Raw genomic sequence first — 16,918 nt, 5'->3', positions numbered from 1 at the left:
TTTTATCTCTCCACGCTCAGCGCCTGATGCTTCGCCAAAAAGAACGGCCTCAAATAGGCCACGCTATTCGACAGCGGTAATACATCTGCGCTGAGCTGAATGCCAATCACCTCTCGCAAATAACGACGGCGGGTCTCAATGCGCTGCCACAGTGCCGGATAGGCGTGACGAATCTCCATTTGTAACGCCGCATCAGCCAGCGCTACGCACTCTTCCGCGCTCGCGCCGCTGTAACCCGCAACCGCGGGGATAATATCAATCTGGAGCATCATGCCGCTTTTCAGCACTTCAACCGAACGCGGATAAATCGGCGATGACATCCACTCTTCATCCGCCACCAGATGTCCGGGATTAAGATGCCAGCCGAAATGCTGCTTCGGCAAAACCTGCTCAATAAGATCGTAAAGCATGCCACCGCGGGTTCCGACGCGAATATTTTCCAGCCAGGCAACCACGGCGCCAAAGTAGGGTTTCGCGATGCGATCCAGATAATCGGACTGGCTTTGCGGCAGTTCACTCGCTTCAGCGATGACAAAACCGCTGCGACTTGAGAGGCCACCTTTGAAACCGGTGGTAAGCGAAAGCGGATCGCCGCGCTGTATTTTTTTATAGGTTGGATAGAGATTCGCGTTAGCGAAACGACTGCCGGTCGCCGCAATAGTTACCACCGTGTGGGCTTGCCCTTCGCCACTCAGTAGTGCGCCCAGCTCGGTTTCACGTACGCCAACCTCGATGGCATTGAGCGCATCCAGCATACAGTTCGACGCGAGGTTGGCACCATATTCGTAATGGGCTATTTCGTTCGCATTACAGGTGGTTCTGGCACCGTTATCGCCAATAAAAAGGTGGACGGCATTTTCCAGCACCGCGTCATCTTTCAACGTCCGTTTTATGGCATCAACGATGAAATACGGCAAATCAAAGAGTGTGTGGCCATTTCCCGCTGCGGGCGTGAACATCTTCCATCCCACCAGCCCAACCTTGTTGCTGTTATTTAAGCCCGCATCAGCGAAAAGCTGTTCCAGCGGAACTTCATTCTCCATCGGCTGATTGGGCAGTGAGAAGAAAGGCGTGTGCACCAGCGAAGCCGCTACGCGTGAAAAACGTGCCAGCTTGAGGTTTTCGTTGCCTAATACCAGAGTGCAGCGTCCGGACTGGTCCAGCAGTAACAGTCCCTCTTCGAAACGCGGAATAAATCCGGTGAGATACTCGAAATTACTCCCATGTTCCTTGTCCGCGTAAATCACCAGGCTATCAAAACCCTGCCGTTTCATGCCTGCCAGAAGCGTATTTTTTCGTTTTAGCAGGGTGTCATCGGAGAGAGAGACCGGCTCAACGTCACTAAACTTCACCGGCGCGGTGAGGGGGCCAAATTTGATTGCCATGATGCGTTTCCTCGCAGTGCAAATAGTTGCCTGAGATAGTAGCGTCTTTTGCCGGGCAGGATTTTGATGCAAACGAAAAAAGGCGGAGGGGTGAGCTCCGCCTTGTTTCAAGTTCCGGTCAGTGCGCCTGACCGGTCAGTTGCAAAAGGGCAACGATGATTTGCAAGATGACCCGGACTAAGTCCAGTAGCAATCGAACAATTTCCATCACTTTCCTTCTCCTCTGATAGGAGCGCGCCTTTCAGCCGCCGGGGCTTTGACTCCACCCGCCGACGGCCTAAGCACATTGTGTGAGGAGTGCTGAGCGGCTCTCATTGTGAAAGCCACAGGCCAGCACCACCTGAAACCTGCCGGGATTTGACTATCCGCGCCCCTGGAGTCATCAGAAAAACAATGAGGCTTCGCTCGTCACTCAACACCTGTATAACCATACAGTATTATTGCAAAACTTGAAATATCTCGCCGCACATTTTATTATCGCCTCTGTGAGGAGTGCTGAGCACCCCGTTCGCAGCGCGGTTACCAGCCGGTTTGCGAACATAAAAAAAAGGATTTGGCGTTTAAGCCAAATCCTTTTTTATTATCTGCGATGAATTACCGCGCGGAACTGATACGCCAGATAGCGTTGCCCGCATCATCAGCAATCAACACGCCGCCCTGCTGATCGGTGGCTAAGCCAACCGGTAAGCCTCGCACCTGCTTTTGATCGTCGGTGAGGAAGCCTGTCACCACCGGCTGTGGCTGCCCTACCGGCTTCCCGTCTTCGAACTTGACCCACACCACCTGATAGCCGTTAAGCGGCGTGCGGTTCCAGCTGCCGTGTTCGCTGATAAACGCCCCGCCACGATACTGCGGCATGTTATCTGCGCCATAGAACAACAGGCCGAGCGGTGCGACATGCGAGCTGAGTGCATAATCCGGTTTAATCGCTTTCTCAACCAGATCCGGCCTTTGCGGCTGCGCGCGCTCATCGACGTGTTGACCATAATAGCTGTACGGCCAGCCGTAGAAGCCTTTATCCTGCACCGACGTCATATAATCCGGCACCAGATCCGAGCCAATCTCATCACGCTCATTCACCACCGCCCACAGCTTGCCGCTCTGCGGTTCCCATTGTAAGCCGGTTGGGTTGCGCAGGCCGCTGGCGTAGATACGACTGGCACCGCTTGCCGCATCCACCTCCAGCACCGCCGCGCGGCGATACTCCTCGCCGATACCATTTTCCGTCACGTTGCTGTTTGAACCTACCCCAACATACAGCTTGCTGCCGTCAGGGCTGGCAAGCAGCGATTTCGTCCAGTGATGATTAATCGGTCCGCCCGGCAGTTCTGTGACCTCTACGGGCGGCGTGCGTATCTCGGTTTGCCCGGTTTCGTAAGGGAACTTCACCAGACTATCGGCGTTCGCCACATACAACGTGTTACCAACCAGCTGCATACCAAACGGCGCCGTGAGGTTTTCAATAAAGCGATGCTGCTCCCATTTTCCGTTCACGTTGCGCAGCAGCGTTATGCGATTGCCACCCTCACCGCCTTTGCCTGAGGCTTTCTGCACAAGGCCCATGATCAGCTGCTTAGGCGCGGTGGTCGGCTTTGGCGTACCATTCGATTCCGCCACCAGTACATCATTATTAGGCAGAACCAGTACCTGACGCGGGTGTTGTAGCCGATCGGCGATCTTCTCGATCTTCAGCCCATCCGCCACTTTCGGCATTTCGCCGGCTTTCCACGGCGTGCCTTCCGGCACCTGCATTGGCGGCATAAAGAAGTTCTGCGCCTGCGGCAGTTCAGGGTTAGCACCAATTTGCTTTTGCGGATCGATCAGTGCCCCGTCATCACAGGCACTGAGCAACATCGCGAGCGTTATCGCGCTAAGTACATATTTCATGCGCGACCTCCTTGTGTGCGGCGATCTCGCAGCACCAACTGCACGTTAGCGATCAGCAACAGCGCGACCACCAGCGTCGAGAGCGTGACGCCCATGGGCACCACAGCATACGCATCACGGCTATGAATAAAGGCGTTCACCACCGCCAGCACGATCGCCAGCAGCGACAGCCAGAAATGGGTCTTTTCATTCGACCTGGCCCCGCGAAATAAATAAACCAGGCTAATTAAACGTGGCAGGATGGCCAACACCAGACCGATAGCAATCAGCCAGCTGGCGGATTTGGTCCACATGATGACGAAGGTTTGCAGATAGAGGATATCGAAAAACCAGGCCGCAACGAAAAAGCCCAGCGGCAGCGGTTCCAGCAATGTGTAGAGCGTCACGCCGAACACCGATCTTCCTGAGGTATAGAACATTACTCTCTCCCTTTTACCGTATTATCATCAGATGGCGTACGCGGTTCGCTTTATTGCAACAACGTGCCACCACCTGTGAAATATTAGTAAAGATAAACAGTAACGTTTAACACTTATCTAACTTTTTAAAAATGATGACTTATCTGCCGTCAAAGGTTCTCGGCGGCTTAGCGATATCAGTGCTTTTCAATCCACAGTTCGCGGCTATACGCCACGTCTTCTGGATTGGTGATCGGATAACCTTTCACCCACGGCTTTATTAAACGTCCATTGGTGTATTGATAGATCGGAGCAATGGGCGCCTGATCGGCAATGATCTGTTCGGCTTTGTTGTAGTCAGCGTTGCGTGCCGCCACACTGGTTTCCCTACTCGCTTTTGTGAGCACCGCGTCATAATCTCCGCTGTGGAAGCGCGCGATATTGCCGCTATGAGTGGAGGTCAGCAAACTGAGGAAGGTAGATGGTTCGTTGTAATCGCCCACCCACGACGCGCGAATCACATCGAAACTACCGCTATTACGGCTATCGATATAGGTCTTCCACTCCTGATTTTGCAAGGTGACGTCCACGCCAAGATTCTTCTTCCACATCGACGCCACGGCAATCGCGATTTTCTGATGGCTTTCAGAAGTGTTGTACAGCAGCGTCAAATGCAGCGGTTTACCCGGCCCATAACCCGCCGCCGTCAATAACGCTTTGGCCTGGGCATTGAGCTCCTGCTGACTGTGCTGTTGCAAATAACTTTGCTGTGGCGTGAAGCCAGCGGTGACATCCGGCGTAAAATGCCAGGCCGGTTTCTCACCGGTGCCCAGTACTTTCTCGGCGATAATACGGCGATCGATACTCCACGACAGCGCCTTACGTACGCGCACATCCGCGGTCGGCCCTTTCTCAGTATTAAATGCGTAATAATAGGTACCGAGCTGATCCGGCGTGTAAACCTGACCAGGTAACTCTTTCTTCAGCAGCGCGTACATATTTTTGGGGAAGGATTCAGTGATATCGATATCGTTGGCGCGATAACGCTTGGTGGCGCTCGACTCTTCGTTAATCGGCAGGAACGTGACCTTGGTCAGTATCGACTCTTTGTCATCCCAGTAATGGCTGTTACGTACCAGTACGATTTTTTCATTCACCACGCGTTCCTGCAGCTGATAAGCCCCATTTCCCACCAGCTTGCCCGGCGAAGTCCAACTATCGCCCTCTTTTTCTAACACTTTTTGCGAGACCGGGTACATCGCGGCGTTGGCGACCATGCTCGGGAACCACGGCACGGGACGTGACAACGTCACTTTGAGATGTGTTGCATCGGTAGCGGTCACGCCAAGTTTATCGGCGCTCATCTGCCCTTTGGTGATGGCTTCCGCATTCTCAATACCGCTGAGCGCAGCAAACCAGGCAAAAGGTGAACTGTTCTTTGGCTCAACTAAACGCTGCCAGCTATACACAAAATCCTGCGCGGTGACCGGCTCGCCATTTGACCAGCGCGCCTCTTTACGCAAGGTGAAGATCCACGTTTTGTTATCGTTGCTGCTCCAGCTTTGTGCCACCCCCGGCACGATTTTGCCGTGGGCATCCTGATTCGTCAGTCCTTCGAACAAGTCGCGCATGACCTGAATTTCCGGCAGGCCTACCGCCTTCATCGGATCCAGTGAAGCGGGCTCATCTTTAATATGGCGGACGATTTCCTGCGAGCTAGCCAACTGTGCACCCGGCGGAATGTTGGCGGCAAATGCGGGTGAAACTGCGCTGGTGATGACTAAGGCAGCCAGCGTCTTGCGGAACGTTAATTTCATTACCACTCCTTAACCCGTAAAAACGGCGACAGCAAACAGGATTATGTCGCCAGCAACTTTCGGCACTTTATCGCAAATCGCTGATTGATATATAGCTATTTCCCTGCGTGCTGTTTACCGTTATGTTGAGGCTGGATTGCCGGTCACATTTTTCTTGCGCGCCAGAACGCTTTTGGCGGAGTTGGAAGCATTTCAATGAGGAACCTTATGTCGTCATACCATCCGCGTCCGCTGCGCGGCAAGCTGGACGCCGTCTGGCAACAATACGGGCAATCGGTGCTGGGCACGCCGCTGCTGTGGTTTCCCGCCCCGGCCGCTGATGCAGAAAGTGGGCTCATTATCGCCGGTACACACGGCGACGAGAATGCCGCCATTGCCACGTTATCCGGCGCGATGCGTACCCTGCCGGACGCGCTGCGCCGCCATCACGTGATTCTGGCGGTGAATCCTGACGGCTGTCAGCTGGGGCTGCGCGCCAACGCTAATGGCGTCGATCTCAACCGTAACTTCCCTGCCGCTAACTGGCAGAGCGGCGACACGGTGTATCGCTGGAACAGCGAAGCGGATGAGCGTGATGTCGTGCTCTCAACGGGATCGGGGCCGTCATCCGAGCCTGAAACCCGCGCGCTGTGTCAGCTGATCCATCAGATCAAACCAAGCTGGGTGGTTTCCTGGCATGAACCGCTCGCCTGCATTGACGATCCTCATCACAGCGAGTTAGCGCAGTGGCTGGCGCAGCAAACGGCGTTGCCGGTTGTCAGCAGCGTTGGGTATGCCACGCCGGGCTCGTTTGGCAGCTGGTGCGACGATCTCGGTCTGCTGTGCATCACCGCCGAAATGCCGCCGATTTCGGTGGACGAAGCCACCGAAGTTTACCTCGAAGCGATGATTAATCTGCTGCGCTGGCAGCCAGCGGCTTAAGTACGCCGTGCGTGAAATGCAGCGACGGTTCAACATCGGCAGCCAGCCAGGTTGGGCCGTCCAAATCCGCAAATGTCGCCCGTGACGTCAGCGGTAACGCCGCACGAATTGCCCGTGATGTGCACAGCATACAGCCGAGCATAATGGCAAATCCCTGCTCACGAGCGGCATCGACCAGCGCCAGCGCCTCGGTTAAACCGCCGGTTTTGTCCAGCTTGATGTTCACCATCTCATAGCGCCCTTTTAGCTGGGCCAAACTCTCACGGGTATGGCAGCTTTCATCAGCACAGATCGGCAGGGGATGGATAAAGTTACCGAGTGCGTCGTCCTGTGCCGCAGGTAGCGGCTGCTCAAGCATGGCGATGTTCAAATCGGCCAGCAATTGGCAGCGAGCCGCCAATCCCTCGGCATGCCAGGATTCATTCGCATCAACAATCAGCGTGGCATCCGGTACCGCGGAGCGAATCGCCACCAGACGTTCGCTGATGAGATGGTCATCCATTTTGATCTTTAGCAGACGCGCACCATGCTGCCAGAGCGCCTGCGCGCTGCTGGCCATCGCATCCGGGGTATCAATGCTGATGGTATGCGCGGTGGTGATTTCCTTAGCCAGTGCAACATCACACAATTCCTCCAGGCTTTTGCTCTGCTGCTGCCGCTCTAAGTCCCACAAGGCGCAGTCGATAGCATTACGCGCTGCACCCGCAGGTAACGCCTGCTGCAGGGCTTCACGCGTCATGCCGCTCTGCAGCGCACTCAACTGCGAGGCAATCTGTTTCAATACCGAGGCTTCGCTTTCGCCGTAACGCAGATAAGGCGTGGCTTCACCCACCCCTTTGATGCCGTTCTGCTCAATTTCCACCACCACCACATGCGCCTCGGTGCGGCTGCCGCGCGAAATAACAAACGGCGAATGGAGCGGCCAGGCTTCCGGATAACTCTTCACTGTTCTCATTCTTTCTCCTTAAATCCGCATGTTAATTGCGAGCCGGCTCGATTATCGTCCGGAAAGACGCTCGTAAACCCTTAAAAATTATGTCATAAACAAACGCTATATCTGTTCTGACGCGGCTAAAGTCAGATATTCACTTGTTAAAAAAGGAAATCGTATGTCTCAGACTGTTCACTTCCAGGGTAGTCCGGTACCTGTTGCAGGTCACTTCCCGCAGGCTGGCGAGCAAGCAAAGCCTTTCAATCTGGTCGCCAAAGATCTCAGTGATGTCTCCCTTGCTAAGTATGCAGGCAAACGTAAAGTTCTGAACATTTTCCCAAGCATCGATACTGGCGTGTGCGCCGCATCGGTGCGTAAGTTTAACGAACGCTCGGGTGAAGCGGACAATACCGTCGTACTCTGCATTTCGGCAGATCTGCCTTTTGCGCAGTCACGCTTCTGCGGTGCGGAGAACGTCAGCAATGTAATCACGCTCTCTTCACTGCGTGGTGCTGAGTTCAAAGAAAACTATGGCGTGGCGATTGCTGATGGCCCGTTAAAAGGCCTGACCGCGCGTGCTGTGGTGGTGCTGGATGAAAACAATAAAGTGATTTACAGCGAATTGGTGAACGAAATCACCGAAGAGCCAAACTATGATGCGGCGCTGGCTGCGTTGAAGTAATTTTTTGTATTAAAAACGCCGCCCTATTGAGGCGGCGTTTTTAGTGTGCGCGCCTATCAATGCGCGCCTTGCTGCCACATCATCGCGGCCAGCGGCTACTCGCTCTCGGTGCGCTTCTGCCCCAATCCATACTCACGCAACTTATTAGCGATTGCGGTATGCGATACGCCCAGGCGTTTGGCCAGTTTGCGTGTGCTGGGATAGGAGAGATACAGACGCGTGAGCACCGAACGTTCAAAGCGACTGGTAATGTCATCCAGCGATCCTTCCATCGCCTCTTCGCCCAGCGACACATCCAGCGCCTGCTCCGGTAACACAATATCCTGCGGTCCCAGTTCGTAACCTTCCAGCTGCGTCAGCGCGCGATACAGCGCATTTTTTAGCTGCCTTACGTTACCCGGCCAGTTGTAGCGAGTTAGAAACGGTGCCAGCTGCGATGACAGACGTGGACGCGGTAATCCCTGCTCATCGGCAAAGCGCGCCACAAACATTTCCGTTAGCGGCAGGATATCCAGCGGACGTTCACGCAGCGGCGGTAGATTCAGCGTCAGCACATTCAAGCGATAGAACAGATCTTCACGAAATTCGCCGCGTTGTACTAGCTCAATCAGGTTCTTCTGCGTGGCGCAGATCACACGCACATCAACATGCACTTCATGCTCTTCACCCACGCGGCGGAACGTCCCATCATTGAGGAAGCGCAGCAGTTTGGTCTGCATGCGTGGCGACATTTCGCCAATCTCATCCAGCAATACCGAGCCGCCGTTGGCCTGTTCAAAGAATCCTTTTTTGCCTTCCAGTGCATTAGGATACGCGCCCGCTGCGTGGCCAAACAGTTCGCTTTCAGCCACATCATCCGGCAGCGAGGCGCAGTTAAGCGCGAGGAAAGGTTTTTTACCCCGCGCGCTACGCAAGTGGCAGGCGCGCGCCAGCATATCTTTGCCGGTGCCGGTATCGCCCACGATCAGCAGCGGAGCATCGTGCATCGCCAGTTTGCGTGCTTGATCGATCACCTGACGCATTTTTGGCGTTACCGCCACAATATGATCGAATTCTGATTCGTCAGTGACGGTGAGGTTTTGCAGCTGTCGCCCCATGCGCGCCGTTGATTTCAGCGTAATCATCGCGCCGACCGGCAGATCGCTCTGGCCCTCTTCTTCTGCCAGATAAATTGGCCGCGCTTCCATCAGGAAATCGCGTCCCTGTATCACCACATGCTGCGCCTGAGCATCAACCCGCTCATTCTCCAGCCAGCGCTGGAAGTTGAAGCCGGTGATTAGCGTGCCAACGTTTTGATTACGCAGCTTCTGTTCATCAAGCGTGAAAAGGTTTTGTGCCGCGGGATTCGCCAGCTCGACCTTGCCTTTTAGATCGATCGACAACACCGGCTCCGGCATCGCCACCAGCAGCGCGCTCAATGCACGATGTTCGCGTTCAGATGGCATAAACGAGACGGTGCGCACATCTGTCACGCCAGGTGTACGGCGAATTTCCGCCATCAGATTGCTGAAGGGTTCAAACTCCAGCGCGGTAAAATTGAGGTAAATGCGGCCGAGTGGCGCAATTTCGATGCCGCGCAGGTCAATATTGCGGGCAACCAACAGGTCGAGCAACTCGCGCGCCAGACCGATTCGGTCCTGGCAGAAAACTTCCAAACGCATTGCGATGAGCCTTAGTCAGGTTTTGATTTTAGTGATAATACGCTAACTTGCAGCGCCTCAGAAGAGGCCTGTCATGAAAAGTTGACAGCCAGAGGCAGGTGATAGAGGGAAGTGTAGCGGAGCGACCAACAAAAATCCCGCCAAATCCAGGAGTTAACACAGATAATTTCACCTTTCACGCTACGGCTAGCGTGAAAGGTAAGCAATAGCTGATTATTTAGCAGCCTGCCCTGGTTTATCCCCACTTTTTACCAGCGTTTCTTTAAGCTGACCGATCAGCTCACGGCGGAAATCACCCAGACGCGGTTTGTCCTCTTCCAGCCATGGCAGTGGACGACACAGCTCCATGGCTTTGATACCAAGACGCGCAGTGAGTAAACCGGCGCCAATCCCTTGCGCAGCGCGGGTGGAGAGGCGCGCGGCGAGATCCTGCGACATCCAGTCCATCCCCACTTCACGCACTAGTTCCGAGGCACCGGCGAACGCCATATTGAGCAGTACCAGCCGGAATAGGCGGATACGACTGAAGTAACCCAGCTCGATACCATAAATGGCCGCGATGCGATTCACCAGCCGCAGGTTGCGCCAGGCGATAAACGCCATATCCACCAGCGCCAGTGGGCTAACGGCGATCATCAAGGTGGATTCCGCGGCATGACGGCTAATTTCACGTCGCGCCTGGCGATCCAGCACCGGCTGCACCAGCTGGGCATATAAAGTGACAATTTCCCGATCGTTATGGGTTTCATGCAATGCCGCATGCCAGCGTTGCAGCGCGGGATGCGCCTGGTCCAGCTGCGCCTGCTGCGCCAGTTTTTCGCAAAATGCCCGCCCTTTACCGACGCCGTGGCTGTGCAACAATTCGCGGCCAATATCGCGTTCCTCGGCACGTTGGCGCAGACGATAGAGGCGACGCCATTCACCTATCAGCGCGCCAGCGCCCGCCGCAACAATCAATCCACCGGCAATGCCCGTGCCGAGCGCAAACCAGTCGCGCGTGATCCATGAATCGTGCAGCCACTGTGCGCCCTGCGCCACCACGCTGACGCCAAAAATACCGAGCCCAACGCCAACCATCTTGCGCCACAGGCTCCGTTTAGGACGCAGTGCCGCCTCCACCGCTTTTTCGCCTTGCCCCTCTTCCAGCGGCTCGGCTTCTGCCGTGGCAAGAAACGCGCTCTCACTTTCGGGGGTGAAGGTTTGCGCGGCGCGCAGCGGTTTTTCTGCTTCTACCGTCAGCGGGCGGGCAAAATCAATGCGCCCTTTTAAAGGTGTTTCATCGCTCATCGCAATTTATCTCCCAGTAAAAATTCCAGCGCAGCATCCATGCGAATGTGCGGTAGCGGACGGTCGACATCCAGCTGCTGCGGTCTGAACTGCTCAAACTGAAATCCCTGCTGCTGCCAAAAACCGTGGCCAGGCAAACGCGGCGGCACTTCGCCGGGATAAAACGTGAGCGCTTCGTTATCGGCCAGACGATGGCCACGCAACGCAGGCAGCTTCTCGCCACGATGATCAACCAAGCCGCTTTCGGTGGCCTGCACCGACGCCAAACCAAGGCAATCCATGTTGATCCCTTCAAACGCCGCGTTCTGCCACGCATCCTGCACCAGCTGCTGCAGCAGAGAGACCATGTTGGCATGTTGATCGGCAGTCACATGATCGGCTTTGGTGGCAGCAAACAGCAGCTTGTCGATGACCGGGGAAAACAGGCGGCGGAACAGCGTGCGCTGGCCGTAATGGAAGCTCTGCATCAGCTGGGTCAGCGCCAGGCGCATATCGTTGAACGCCTGCGGTCCGCTGTTGAGCGGCTGCAGGCAATCGACCAGCACAATTTGGCGATCGAAGCGCAGGAAGTGATTCTTATAGAAACCTTTCACCACGTGCTGGCAATAGTAGTTGAAGCGCTGCTGCAGCATAGCAAAGTTGCTGCCCGCGGGGGCTTGCGCCAGTTTGCTAACCTGCATCTCTTCAACCTGCGGCCAGGGGAAAAACTGCAGCGCCGGCGCACCCGCCATATCGCCCGGCAGCACAAAGCGTCCCGGCTGGATAAAGTGCAAGCCTTCGGTTTTGCACTGATGCAGGTAATCAGTCCAGGCAGCAGCGATCGCGGCGAGGCGATTCTCATCGGCTGGCGCGAAAGGATCGAGATCGGCACACAGGCTGCGCCAGTGCGCTGACCACGCAGCACGGTCGCCCTGCAACAGCCCGACCATTTGGCGTGACCAGCTAAGGTAATCCTGCGCCAGCATCGGCAGATCCAACAGCCATTCGCCGGGATAATCGACGATTTCAAGGTACAACGTGGCAGTGTCTTTGAAGTGGCGCAGCAGCGATTCATCGGGCCGATAGCGCAGCGCCAGGCGCATTTCGCTCACGCCCCGCGTAGGCGTTGGCCACATGGGCGGCGTGCCATACAGCTGGGCCAGACCTTCATCGTAGGTGAAACGCGGCGTACCCAGTTCACGCTGCGGTACGCGCTTCACGCCCAGCAGCCGATCTTCGCGCACCACGGAAAACAGCGGCAAACGCGCGCCACTGTGTACATTGAGAAGCTGGTTAACCAGCGAGGTGATAAACGCGGTTTTGCCGCTGCGGCTTAAGCCAGTAACCGCCAGGCGCAGATGGCGGTCAACACCGCGGTTCATCAGCGCCATCAATTCATTTTGCAGTCTTTTCATCGTTCTCCCTGATGAATCGTGCCGACAAGCGTTTGAACGCTTTGCTCAGCAACGGTTCCAGGGCGGCCGCCAGCAACAGGCGCAGCGGACGGCGCGCCACCGATTTCACCGCCCAGCCAGCAATCCCGCCGGGCCCGTAAGTTACTGCGCTAATGATGATAAATTTCCCCGCCGACATCAACGCAGGTGTCGCGCGACGGCGCAGAGCAGTAAAACGTTGAGTTTGCATACAGTTTCCTATTTCACTTTTTAACCAAAATAATTCGAGCGGCAGAAAGGCGGCAAGTGCCTGAATCCCCGGGAGCTTACTCTAGTAAGTGACCGGGGTGAGGTCACGCAGCCAACGCATCTGCCGCTTGAAGTATGACGGGTAAAATCAGATTTGGCGGAAGCGGCTACGCACGCTAAATGTTTCCGAGGTGACATAGCGTTCAATCTCACGCACGTTACGTTCGTCACTGTGTAGCGTGGCTTCCAGCTCGTCGAGCAGTTCCCTTGCGCTCGGAGTGCGTTCACCCGCGGCATCGGCGGGCTTCTCATCCAGCACAAAACCGAGAATAAAATAGGCAACGATGGTGAACATAAATAAGCCAAGGAATAGCGACAGCACCACAATCACCCGCAGTAAGCGTACTGGAATGTCGAGATATTCTGCCACGCCGGCACAGACGCCGCGCACTTTACCCTGCTGAGGTATGCGCCACAGTTTACGACCGTTCATCATGGCTGCCTCCAGTTTGGATGTTCGGCATCCAAAATGGCTTCCAATGCTTCCACACGCTCACGCATACGACGTGCATCCTGGGTGATCTGTTGCAAACGCTGCAAATCATTCGATGACAAATCTGCACCGCCGTTGCGTTTGTTGCTGTAATGCAGCCATAACCAGATCGGTGCGACAAATAGCACAAAGATCGTTAACGGTATGGCGAGAAAAAGTGCGCTCATTAATTCGACTCTCCTTAATCATTTACACCCTTTTAACTCGGGCCTGCGGCCAGGCCCGTGGCGATCACTCACTGCGATTCATTTTGGCTTTCAGTGCGGCCAGCTGCTGGCTGATTTCATCATCGGCTTTCAGTTCAGCAAACTCCTGATCCAAACCTTTCGGTTTACCAAAACGCTGACTTTCCGCTTCGGCTTCCATGTGATCGATACGGCGCTCAAAGGATTCAAAACGCGCCATTGCATCGTTCAGCTTGCCGCTGTCGAGCTGACGACGTACATCACGTGAAGAGGACGCCGCCTGGTGACGCAGTGTTAATGCCTGCTGACGCGCACGGGTTTCGGTCAGTTTATTCTCCAGCTCACCAATCTCGCCTTTCATGCGTTCCAGCGTCTCTTCCACTTGCGCCGATTCCTGCTGCAGGGCCGCCATCAAATCGGTCAGTTTCTGCTTTTCGATTAACGCAGCACGCGCTAAATCCTCTTTACCTTTATTAATCGCCAGTTCGGCTTTGTCCTGCCATTCAGTCTGCTGAATCTCAGCTTGCTCAATGCGGCGCGATAACTGTTTCTTTTCCGCCAGCGCGCGAGCGGAGGTCGAACGCACTTCAACCAGCGTGTCTTCCATTTCCTGAATCATCAGGCGTACCAGTTTCTGCGGATCTTCGGCGCGCTCCAGCAGAGAGTTGATGTTAGCGTTCACGATGTCGGCGAAACGAGAAAAAATACCCATAATGATGTTCCTCTAATTTTGTAGGTAGGTGCGCAAGGCGCTCTTCACTAATACAATTCGCGTGCCAACTTTTAGTTGTTTGATTTTAATGACTTTGTTTATTTTACATCCGCCACAACATCACTTAAGGTAGTGAAATTGATTAATCAGTGGCGAATTTCATCATGGCAAACGGTAGTGACAATCTCTTGGGCGAGTCGAATAACTTTCTGGAGGTATTGGAGCAGGTCTCGCGTCTGGCGCCGTTAGAAAAACCTGTACTGGTGGTCGGCGAACGCGGCACCGGCAAAGAGCTTATCGCTAGCCGCTTACATTATCTGTCAAACCGTTGGGAAGGCCCTTTTGTTTCCCTCAACTGTGCTGCGCTGAATGAAAACCTGCTCGACTCCGAACTGTTCGGCCATGAAGCCGGTGCATTTACCGGGGCGCAAAAACGTCATCTGGGCCGCTTTGAGCGCGCCGACGGCGGCACACTTTTTCTTGATGAGCTCGCCACCGCGCCGATGCTGGTGCAGGAGAAACTGCTGCGCGTGATTGAATATGGCCAGCTGGAGCGCGTTGGCGGCAATCAATCACTGCAGGTCAATGTGCGCCTGGTCTGCGCAACGAATGAAGATCTGCCCGCGCTGGCCAGCGCCGGAAAATTTCGCGCGGACCTGCTCGATCGCCTGGCCTTCGATGTGGTTCAACTGCCGCCGTTGCGCGAACGTCGCAGCGATATCTTGGTGATGGCTGAACATTTTGCGATTCAGATGTGCCGCGAATTAGGTTTGCCTCTCTTCCCCGGTTTTAGCGAGCGCGCCCAGCTGACGCTGCTGAAGCACAGCTGGCCCGGTAACGTACGCGAATTAAAAAACGTGGTAGAACGTTCCGTGTATCGCCATCACAGCGCTGAAGAGCCACTGGATAATATCATTATTAACCCGTTTGCTCCGCGCACGCCGCTGCCAATTCACTCCGAACCGACAGCAGCTCCCCTGCCTTCTCTGCCGCTTGATTTACGCCAATGGCAAAACCAGCAGGAACGTGAGTTAGTGGAAGTGAGTTTGCAGCAGGCCAAATACAACCAGCGCCGCGCCGCCGAACTGTTACGTGTGACTTACCATCAATTGCGCGCAATGATGAAAAAGCACGGCATAGAGATGAAGGTAAATTGAATAATATCGATTATTAAATCTTTATAAATCTCACCGCTATTTTTACGGCTTTTTTACGAGTGAGTCGGCTAGATTAATTCTATCGACAACCCTGAAAGATGCGCAGGAATAGCAATAAATGGAAAATATCGAGTTAACTGGCAGGACTCGGCCGTTCATTAATACGCGCGAACGTTAAATAATGAGCGGCTTTCTTCAATTCCTTTTACATCAACCTTTTTTTAACGCTCTGCCAGAAATCGAGAACAGGCAGGTTAAGCAACAGGTAAAAACTATGTCAGGCTTAATGTTGGTTTCGCACAGTCAGAATAGTCACTCAACTCTCGCCACTATTTATGAAAGCATATTAGCGCGCCGCGGTGGAATGTGGGTGAAATGGAGCGGTGAGTTCGAGACTCTCTCTTCAGAGCTGCACCGTGAGCTGAATTTTAATAAAGGTAATGAATATGACACGCTGACATTTCGCTTAACCAAAGCTGAATATGAAGAGGGTTACCATCAATATATTCATCAGGGATTGTGGCCGGTCTTTCATCAGCGACCTGACATGGCTCGATTTTCAACCAGTAGCCAGATTGGCTATATGCGGCTTAATGAAACCTATGCGCGTGCTATTAGTGATTATGCCATGCCCGATGATGATATCTGGTTGCAGGATTATCATTTAATTCCCAGTATTAAAATGCTGCGCGATGCGGGGCTAATCAATCGTATTGGTTTCTTTTTCCATCAACCTTTTCCCGCTGGGCAATCTTTTGAATCGATACCCAACTGGCGCTATTTGGCCGATTCATTATTGTGTGCCGATCTGATTGGTTTCCAGACCACCCAGGATATGAACAATTTCACTGCATGGGTAGGATCGCGTTTCCGCTGTGAACACCTCTCGCCTTATACGCTGCGGATTCATGGCCGCCAGTTAAGCGTTGGTGTATTTCCAGTGGGCATTGATACGGCGGAAACCAGCGCGCTGGCTGAAAGCAACAGCTGCCTTTTTATGGAACAGCAGTGCCGTGAAACCTTACCGGAGAATATCATTCTTAGCAGCGGACACTTCGACGATAGCACCGGCACGCCCTACCGTATCAGCGCGATTGAGGTATTACTTCGTCAACATGAAGAGTACCACCACAAATTTTCATTGGTGCAGCTCGCTTCTATGGCGTCCGGCTATTCTCATCGCATTAAAGAATTGTCGCGCGATCTTGAGACGCGCTGCGGCGAAATGAACGGTATTCATGGTGAGCTGAACTGGTATCCCGTGAGTTATCTGAGCAATCATTATTCACGAGAAGAGCTGTGCGGATTCTACCGTGCGGCGCGCGTGGCGCTGGTAACACCGCTGATAGCCGGGATGAGCCTGATGGCTAAAACCTATGTCGCCGTGCAGGATCATACTAATCCCGGCGTTTTAATTTTGTCACAGTTTGCCGGTGCCGCCGAGCAGATGCAGGGGGCGCTGGTGGTCAATCCTTACGATCCCGATGCGATTGCAGATGCCATTCATACCGCGCTCATCATGCCACTTTCCGTACGCCGCGAACGTCACGCGAGCCTGATGAAAAACCTTCACCTGCATAACTGCTATACGTGGGCGGAAGCCTTCATCAACGCCTTGCAACCGCGCGAACAAGAGGCCGATTTGAGCGTAAAATCAGGCGTGATGCTCTCGAATGGCTTCAGTGGACGCCTGCGTTATTAACGCTGGCTCGGACCTGGA

Annotated in this window: 16 protein-coding genes; 4 read left to right on the top strand and 12 right to left on the bottom strand. The window is 54.3% G+C overall.

Annotation, left to right across the window (positions count from 1 at the left end; translation table 11 throughout):
- Positions 1 to 2: 2 nt before the first annotated feature.
- The 4 genes from CRO19_RS19075 to CRO19_RS19055 all read right to left on the bottom strand — a co-directional run bounded on the left by CRO19_RS19075 (position 3) and on the right by CRO19_RS19055 (position 5,487).
- A complete protein-coding gene (locus CRO19_RS19075; RefSeq protein WP_097097249.1) occupies positions 3 to 1,385 on the bottom strand; it encodes a M24 family metallopeptidase in 1,383 nt (460 codons plus the stop codon).
- Positions 1,386 to 1,979: 594 nt separating this feature from the next.
- On the bottom strand, positions 1,980 to 3,272 hold the full coding sequence (locus tag CRO19_RS19065) for a PQQ-dependent sugar dehydrogenase (protein WP_097097248.1): 1,293 nt from the start codon (positions 3,270 to 3,272) through the stop codon (positions 1,980 to 1,982).
- Positions 3,269 to 3,691 (bottom strand): DUF2231 domain-containing protein, encoded by a 423-nt coding sequence (locus CRO19_RS19060; protein WP_097097247.1) that lies wholly within the window; start codon positions 3,689 to 3,691, stop codon positions 3,269 to 3,271. The genes CRO19_RS19065 and CRO19_RS19060 overlap by 4 nt, the downstream gene beginning before the upstream one ends.
- A 176-nt stretch (positions 3,692 to 3,867) precedes the next feature.
- Complete coding sequence (locus CRO19_RS19055) at positions 3,868 to 5,487, bottom strand: peptide ABC transporter substrate-binding protein (protein WP_097097246.1); 1,620 nt, start codon at positions 5,485 to 5,487, stop codon at positions 3,868 to 3,870.
- A gap of 207 nt (positions 5,488 to 5,694) precedes the next feature.
- Between CRO19_RS19055 and mpaA the strand changes: the two genes are divergently transcribed.
- Complete coding sequence (gene mpaA / locus CRO19_RS19050; protein WP_097097245.1) at positions 5,695 to 6,408, top strand: murein tripeptide amidase MpaA; 714 nt, start codon at positions 5,695 to 5,697, stop codon at positions 6,406 to 6,408.
- On the opposite strand, the gene ycjG is transcribed toward mpaA, so the two are convergent.
- A complete protein-coding gene (gene ycjG, locus CRO19_RS19045) occupies positions 6,377 to 7,363 on the bottom strand; it encodes an L-Ala-D/L-Glu epimerase (protein ID WP_097097244.1) in 987 nt (328 codons plus the stop codon). The two genes, mpaA and ycjG, sit on opposite strands and share 32 nt — an antisense overlap.
- A gap of 154 nt (positions 7,364 to 7,517) precedes the next feature.
- Between ycjG and tpx the strand changes: the two genes are divergently transcribed.
- On the top strand, positions 7,518 to 8,021 hold the full coding sequence (gene tpx / locus CRO19_RS19040) for a thiol peroxidase (RefSeq protein WP_097097243.1): 504 nt from the start codon (positions 7,518 to 7,520) through the stop codon (positions 8,019 to 8,021).
- A 95-nt stretch (positions 8,022 to 8,116) separates the two neighbouring features.
- Here the strand turns inward: tpx and tyrR are convergent, their stop codons facing one another.
- The 7 genes from tyrR to pspA all read right to left on the bottom strand — a co-directional run bounded on the left by tyrR (position 8,117) and on the right by pspA (position 14,041).
- On the bottom strand, positions 8,117 to 9,682 hold the full coding sequence (gene tyrR, locus CRO19_RS19035) for a transcriptional regulator TyrR (protein ID WP_097097242.1): 1,566 nt from the start codon (positions 9,680 to 9,682) through the stop codon (positions 8,117 to 8,119).
- Between the two features lie 213 nt (positions 9,683 to 9,895).
- On the bottom strand, positions 9,896 to 10,969 hold the full coding sequence (locus tag CRO19_RS19030; RefSeq protein ID WP_097097241.1) for a YcjF family protein: 1,074 nt from the start codon (positions 10,967 to 10,969) through the stop codon (positions 9,896 to 9,898).
- Complete coding sequence (locus tag CRO19_RS19025; RefSeq protein WP_097097240.1) at positions 10,966 to 12,363, bottom strand: YcjX family GTP-binding protein; 1,398 nt, start codon at positions 12,361 to 12,363, stop codon at positions 10,966 to 10,968. Before CRO19_RS19025 ends, CRO19_RS19030 begins: the two co-directional genes overlap by 4 nt.
- Complete coding sequence (gene pspD / locus CRO19_RS19020) at positions 12,344 to 12,592, bottom strand: phage shock protein PspD (protein ID WP_007888070.1); 249 nt, start codon at positions 12,590 to 12,592, stop codon at positions 12,344 to 12,346. Before pspD ends, CRO19_RS19025 begins: the two co-directional genes overlap by 20 nt.
- 147 nt (positions 12,593 to 12,739) lie before the next feature.
- A complete protein-coding gene (gene pspC / locus CRO19_RS19015) occupies positions 12,740 to 13,087 on the bottom strand; it encodes an envelope stress response membrane protein PspC (RefSeq protein WP_007888072.1) in 348 nt (115 codons plus the stop codon).
- The gene (pspB, locus tag CRO19_RS19010; protein WP_097097239.1) at positions 13,084 to 13,311 is read right to left on the bottom strand and encodes an envelope stress response membrane protein PspB; all 228 of its coding nucleotides are present in this window, start codon (positions 13,309 to 13,311) and stop codon (positions 13,084 to 13,086) included. Before pspB ends, pspC begins: the two co-directional genes overlap by 4 nt.
- A gap of 64 nt (positions 13,312 to 13,375) precedes the next feature.
- Positions 13,376 to 14,041 carry a phage shock protein PspA gene (pspA, locus tag CRO19_RS19005; RefSeq protein ID WP_097097238.1) on the bottom strand — a complete coding sequence of 222 codons (666 nt, stop codon included), beginning with the start codon at positions 14,039 to 14,041 and terminating at the stop codon, positions 13,376 to 13,378.
- A 164-nt stretch (positions 14,042 to 14,205) separates the two neighbouring features.
- On the opposite strand from pspA, the gene pspF reads away from it, so the two are divergent.
- Together pspF and CRO19_RS18995 are read left to right on the top strand one after the other, a co-directional pair.
- The gene (gene pspF, locus CRO19_RS19000; RefSeq protein ID WP_097097237.1) at positions 14,206 to 15,198 is read left to right on the top strand and encodes a phage shock protein operon transcriptional activator; all 993 of its coding nucleotides are present in this window, start codon (positions 14,206 to 14,208) and stop codon (positions 15,196 to 15,198) included.
- Positions 15,199 to 15,472: 274 nt separating this feature from the next.
- The gene (locus tag CRO19_RS18995; protein WP_097097236.1) at positions 15,473 to 16,900 is read left to right on the top strand and encodes an alpha,alpha-trehalose-phosphate synthase (UDP-forming); all 1,428 of its coding nucleotides are present in this window, start codon (positions 15,473 to 15,475) and stop codon (positions 16,898 to 16,900) included.
- Positions 16,901 to 16,918: the final 18 nt, after the last annotated feature.

It is taken from the genome of Candidatus Pantoea floridensis (assembly GCF_900215435.1).
Classification (GTDB): domain Bacteria; phylum Pseudomonadota; class Gammaproteobacteria; order Enterobacterales; family Enterobacteriaceae; genus Pantoea; species Pantoea floridensis.
This window is presented reverse-complemented; position numbering and strand designations above follow the sequence as displayed.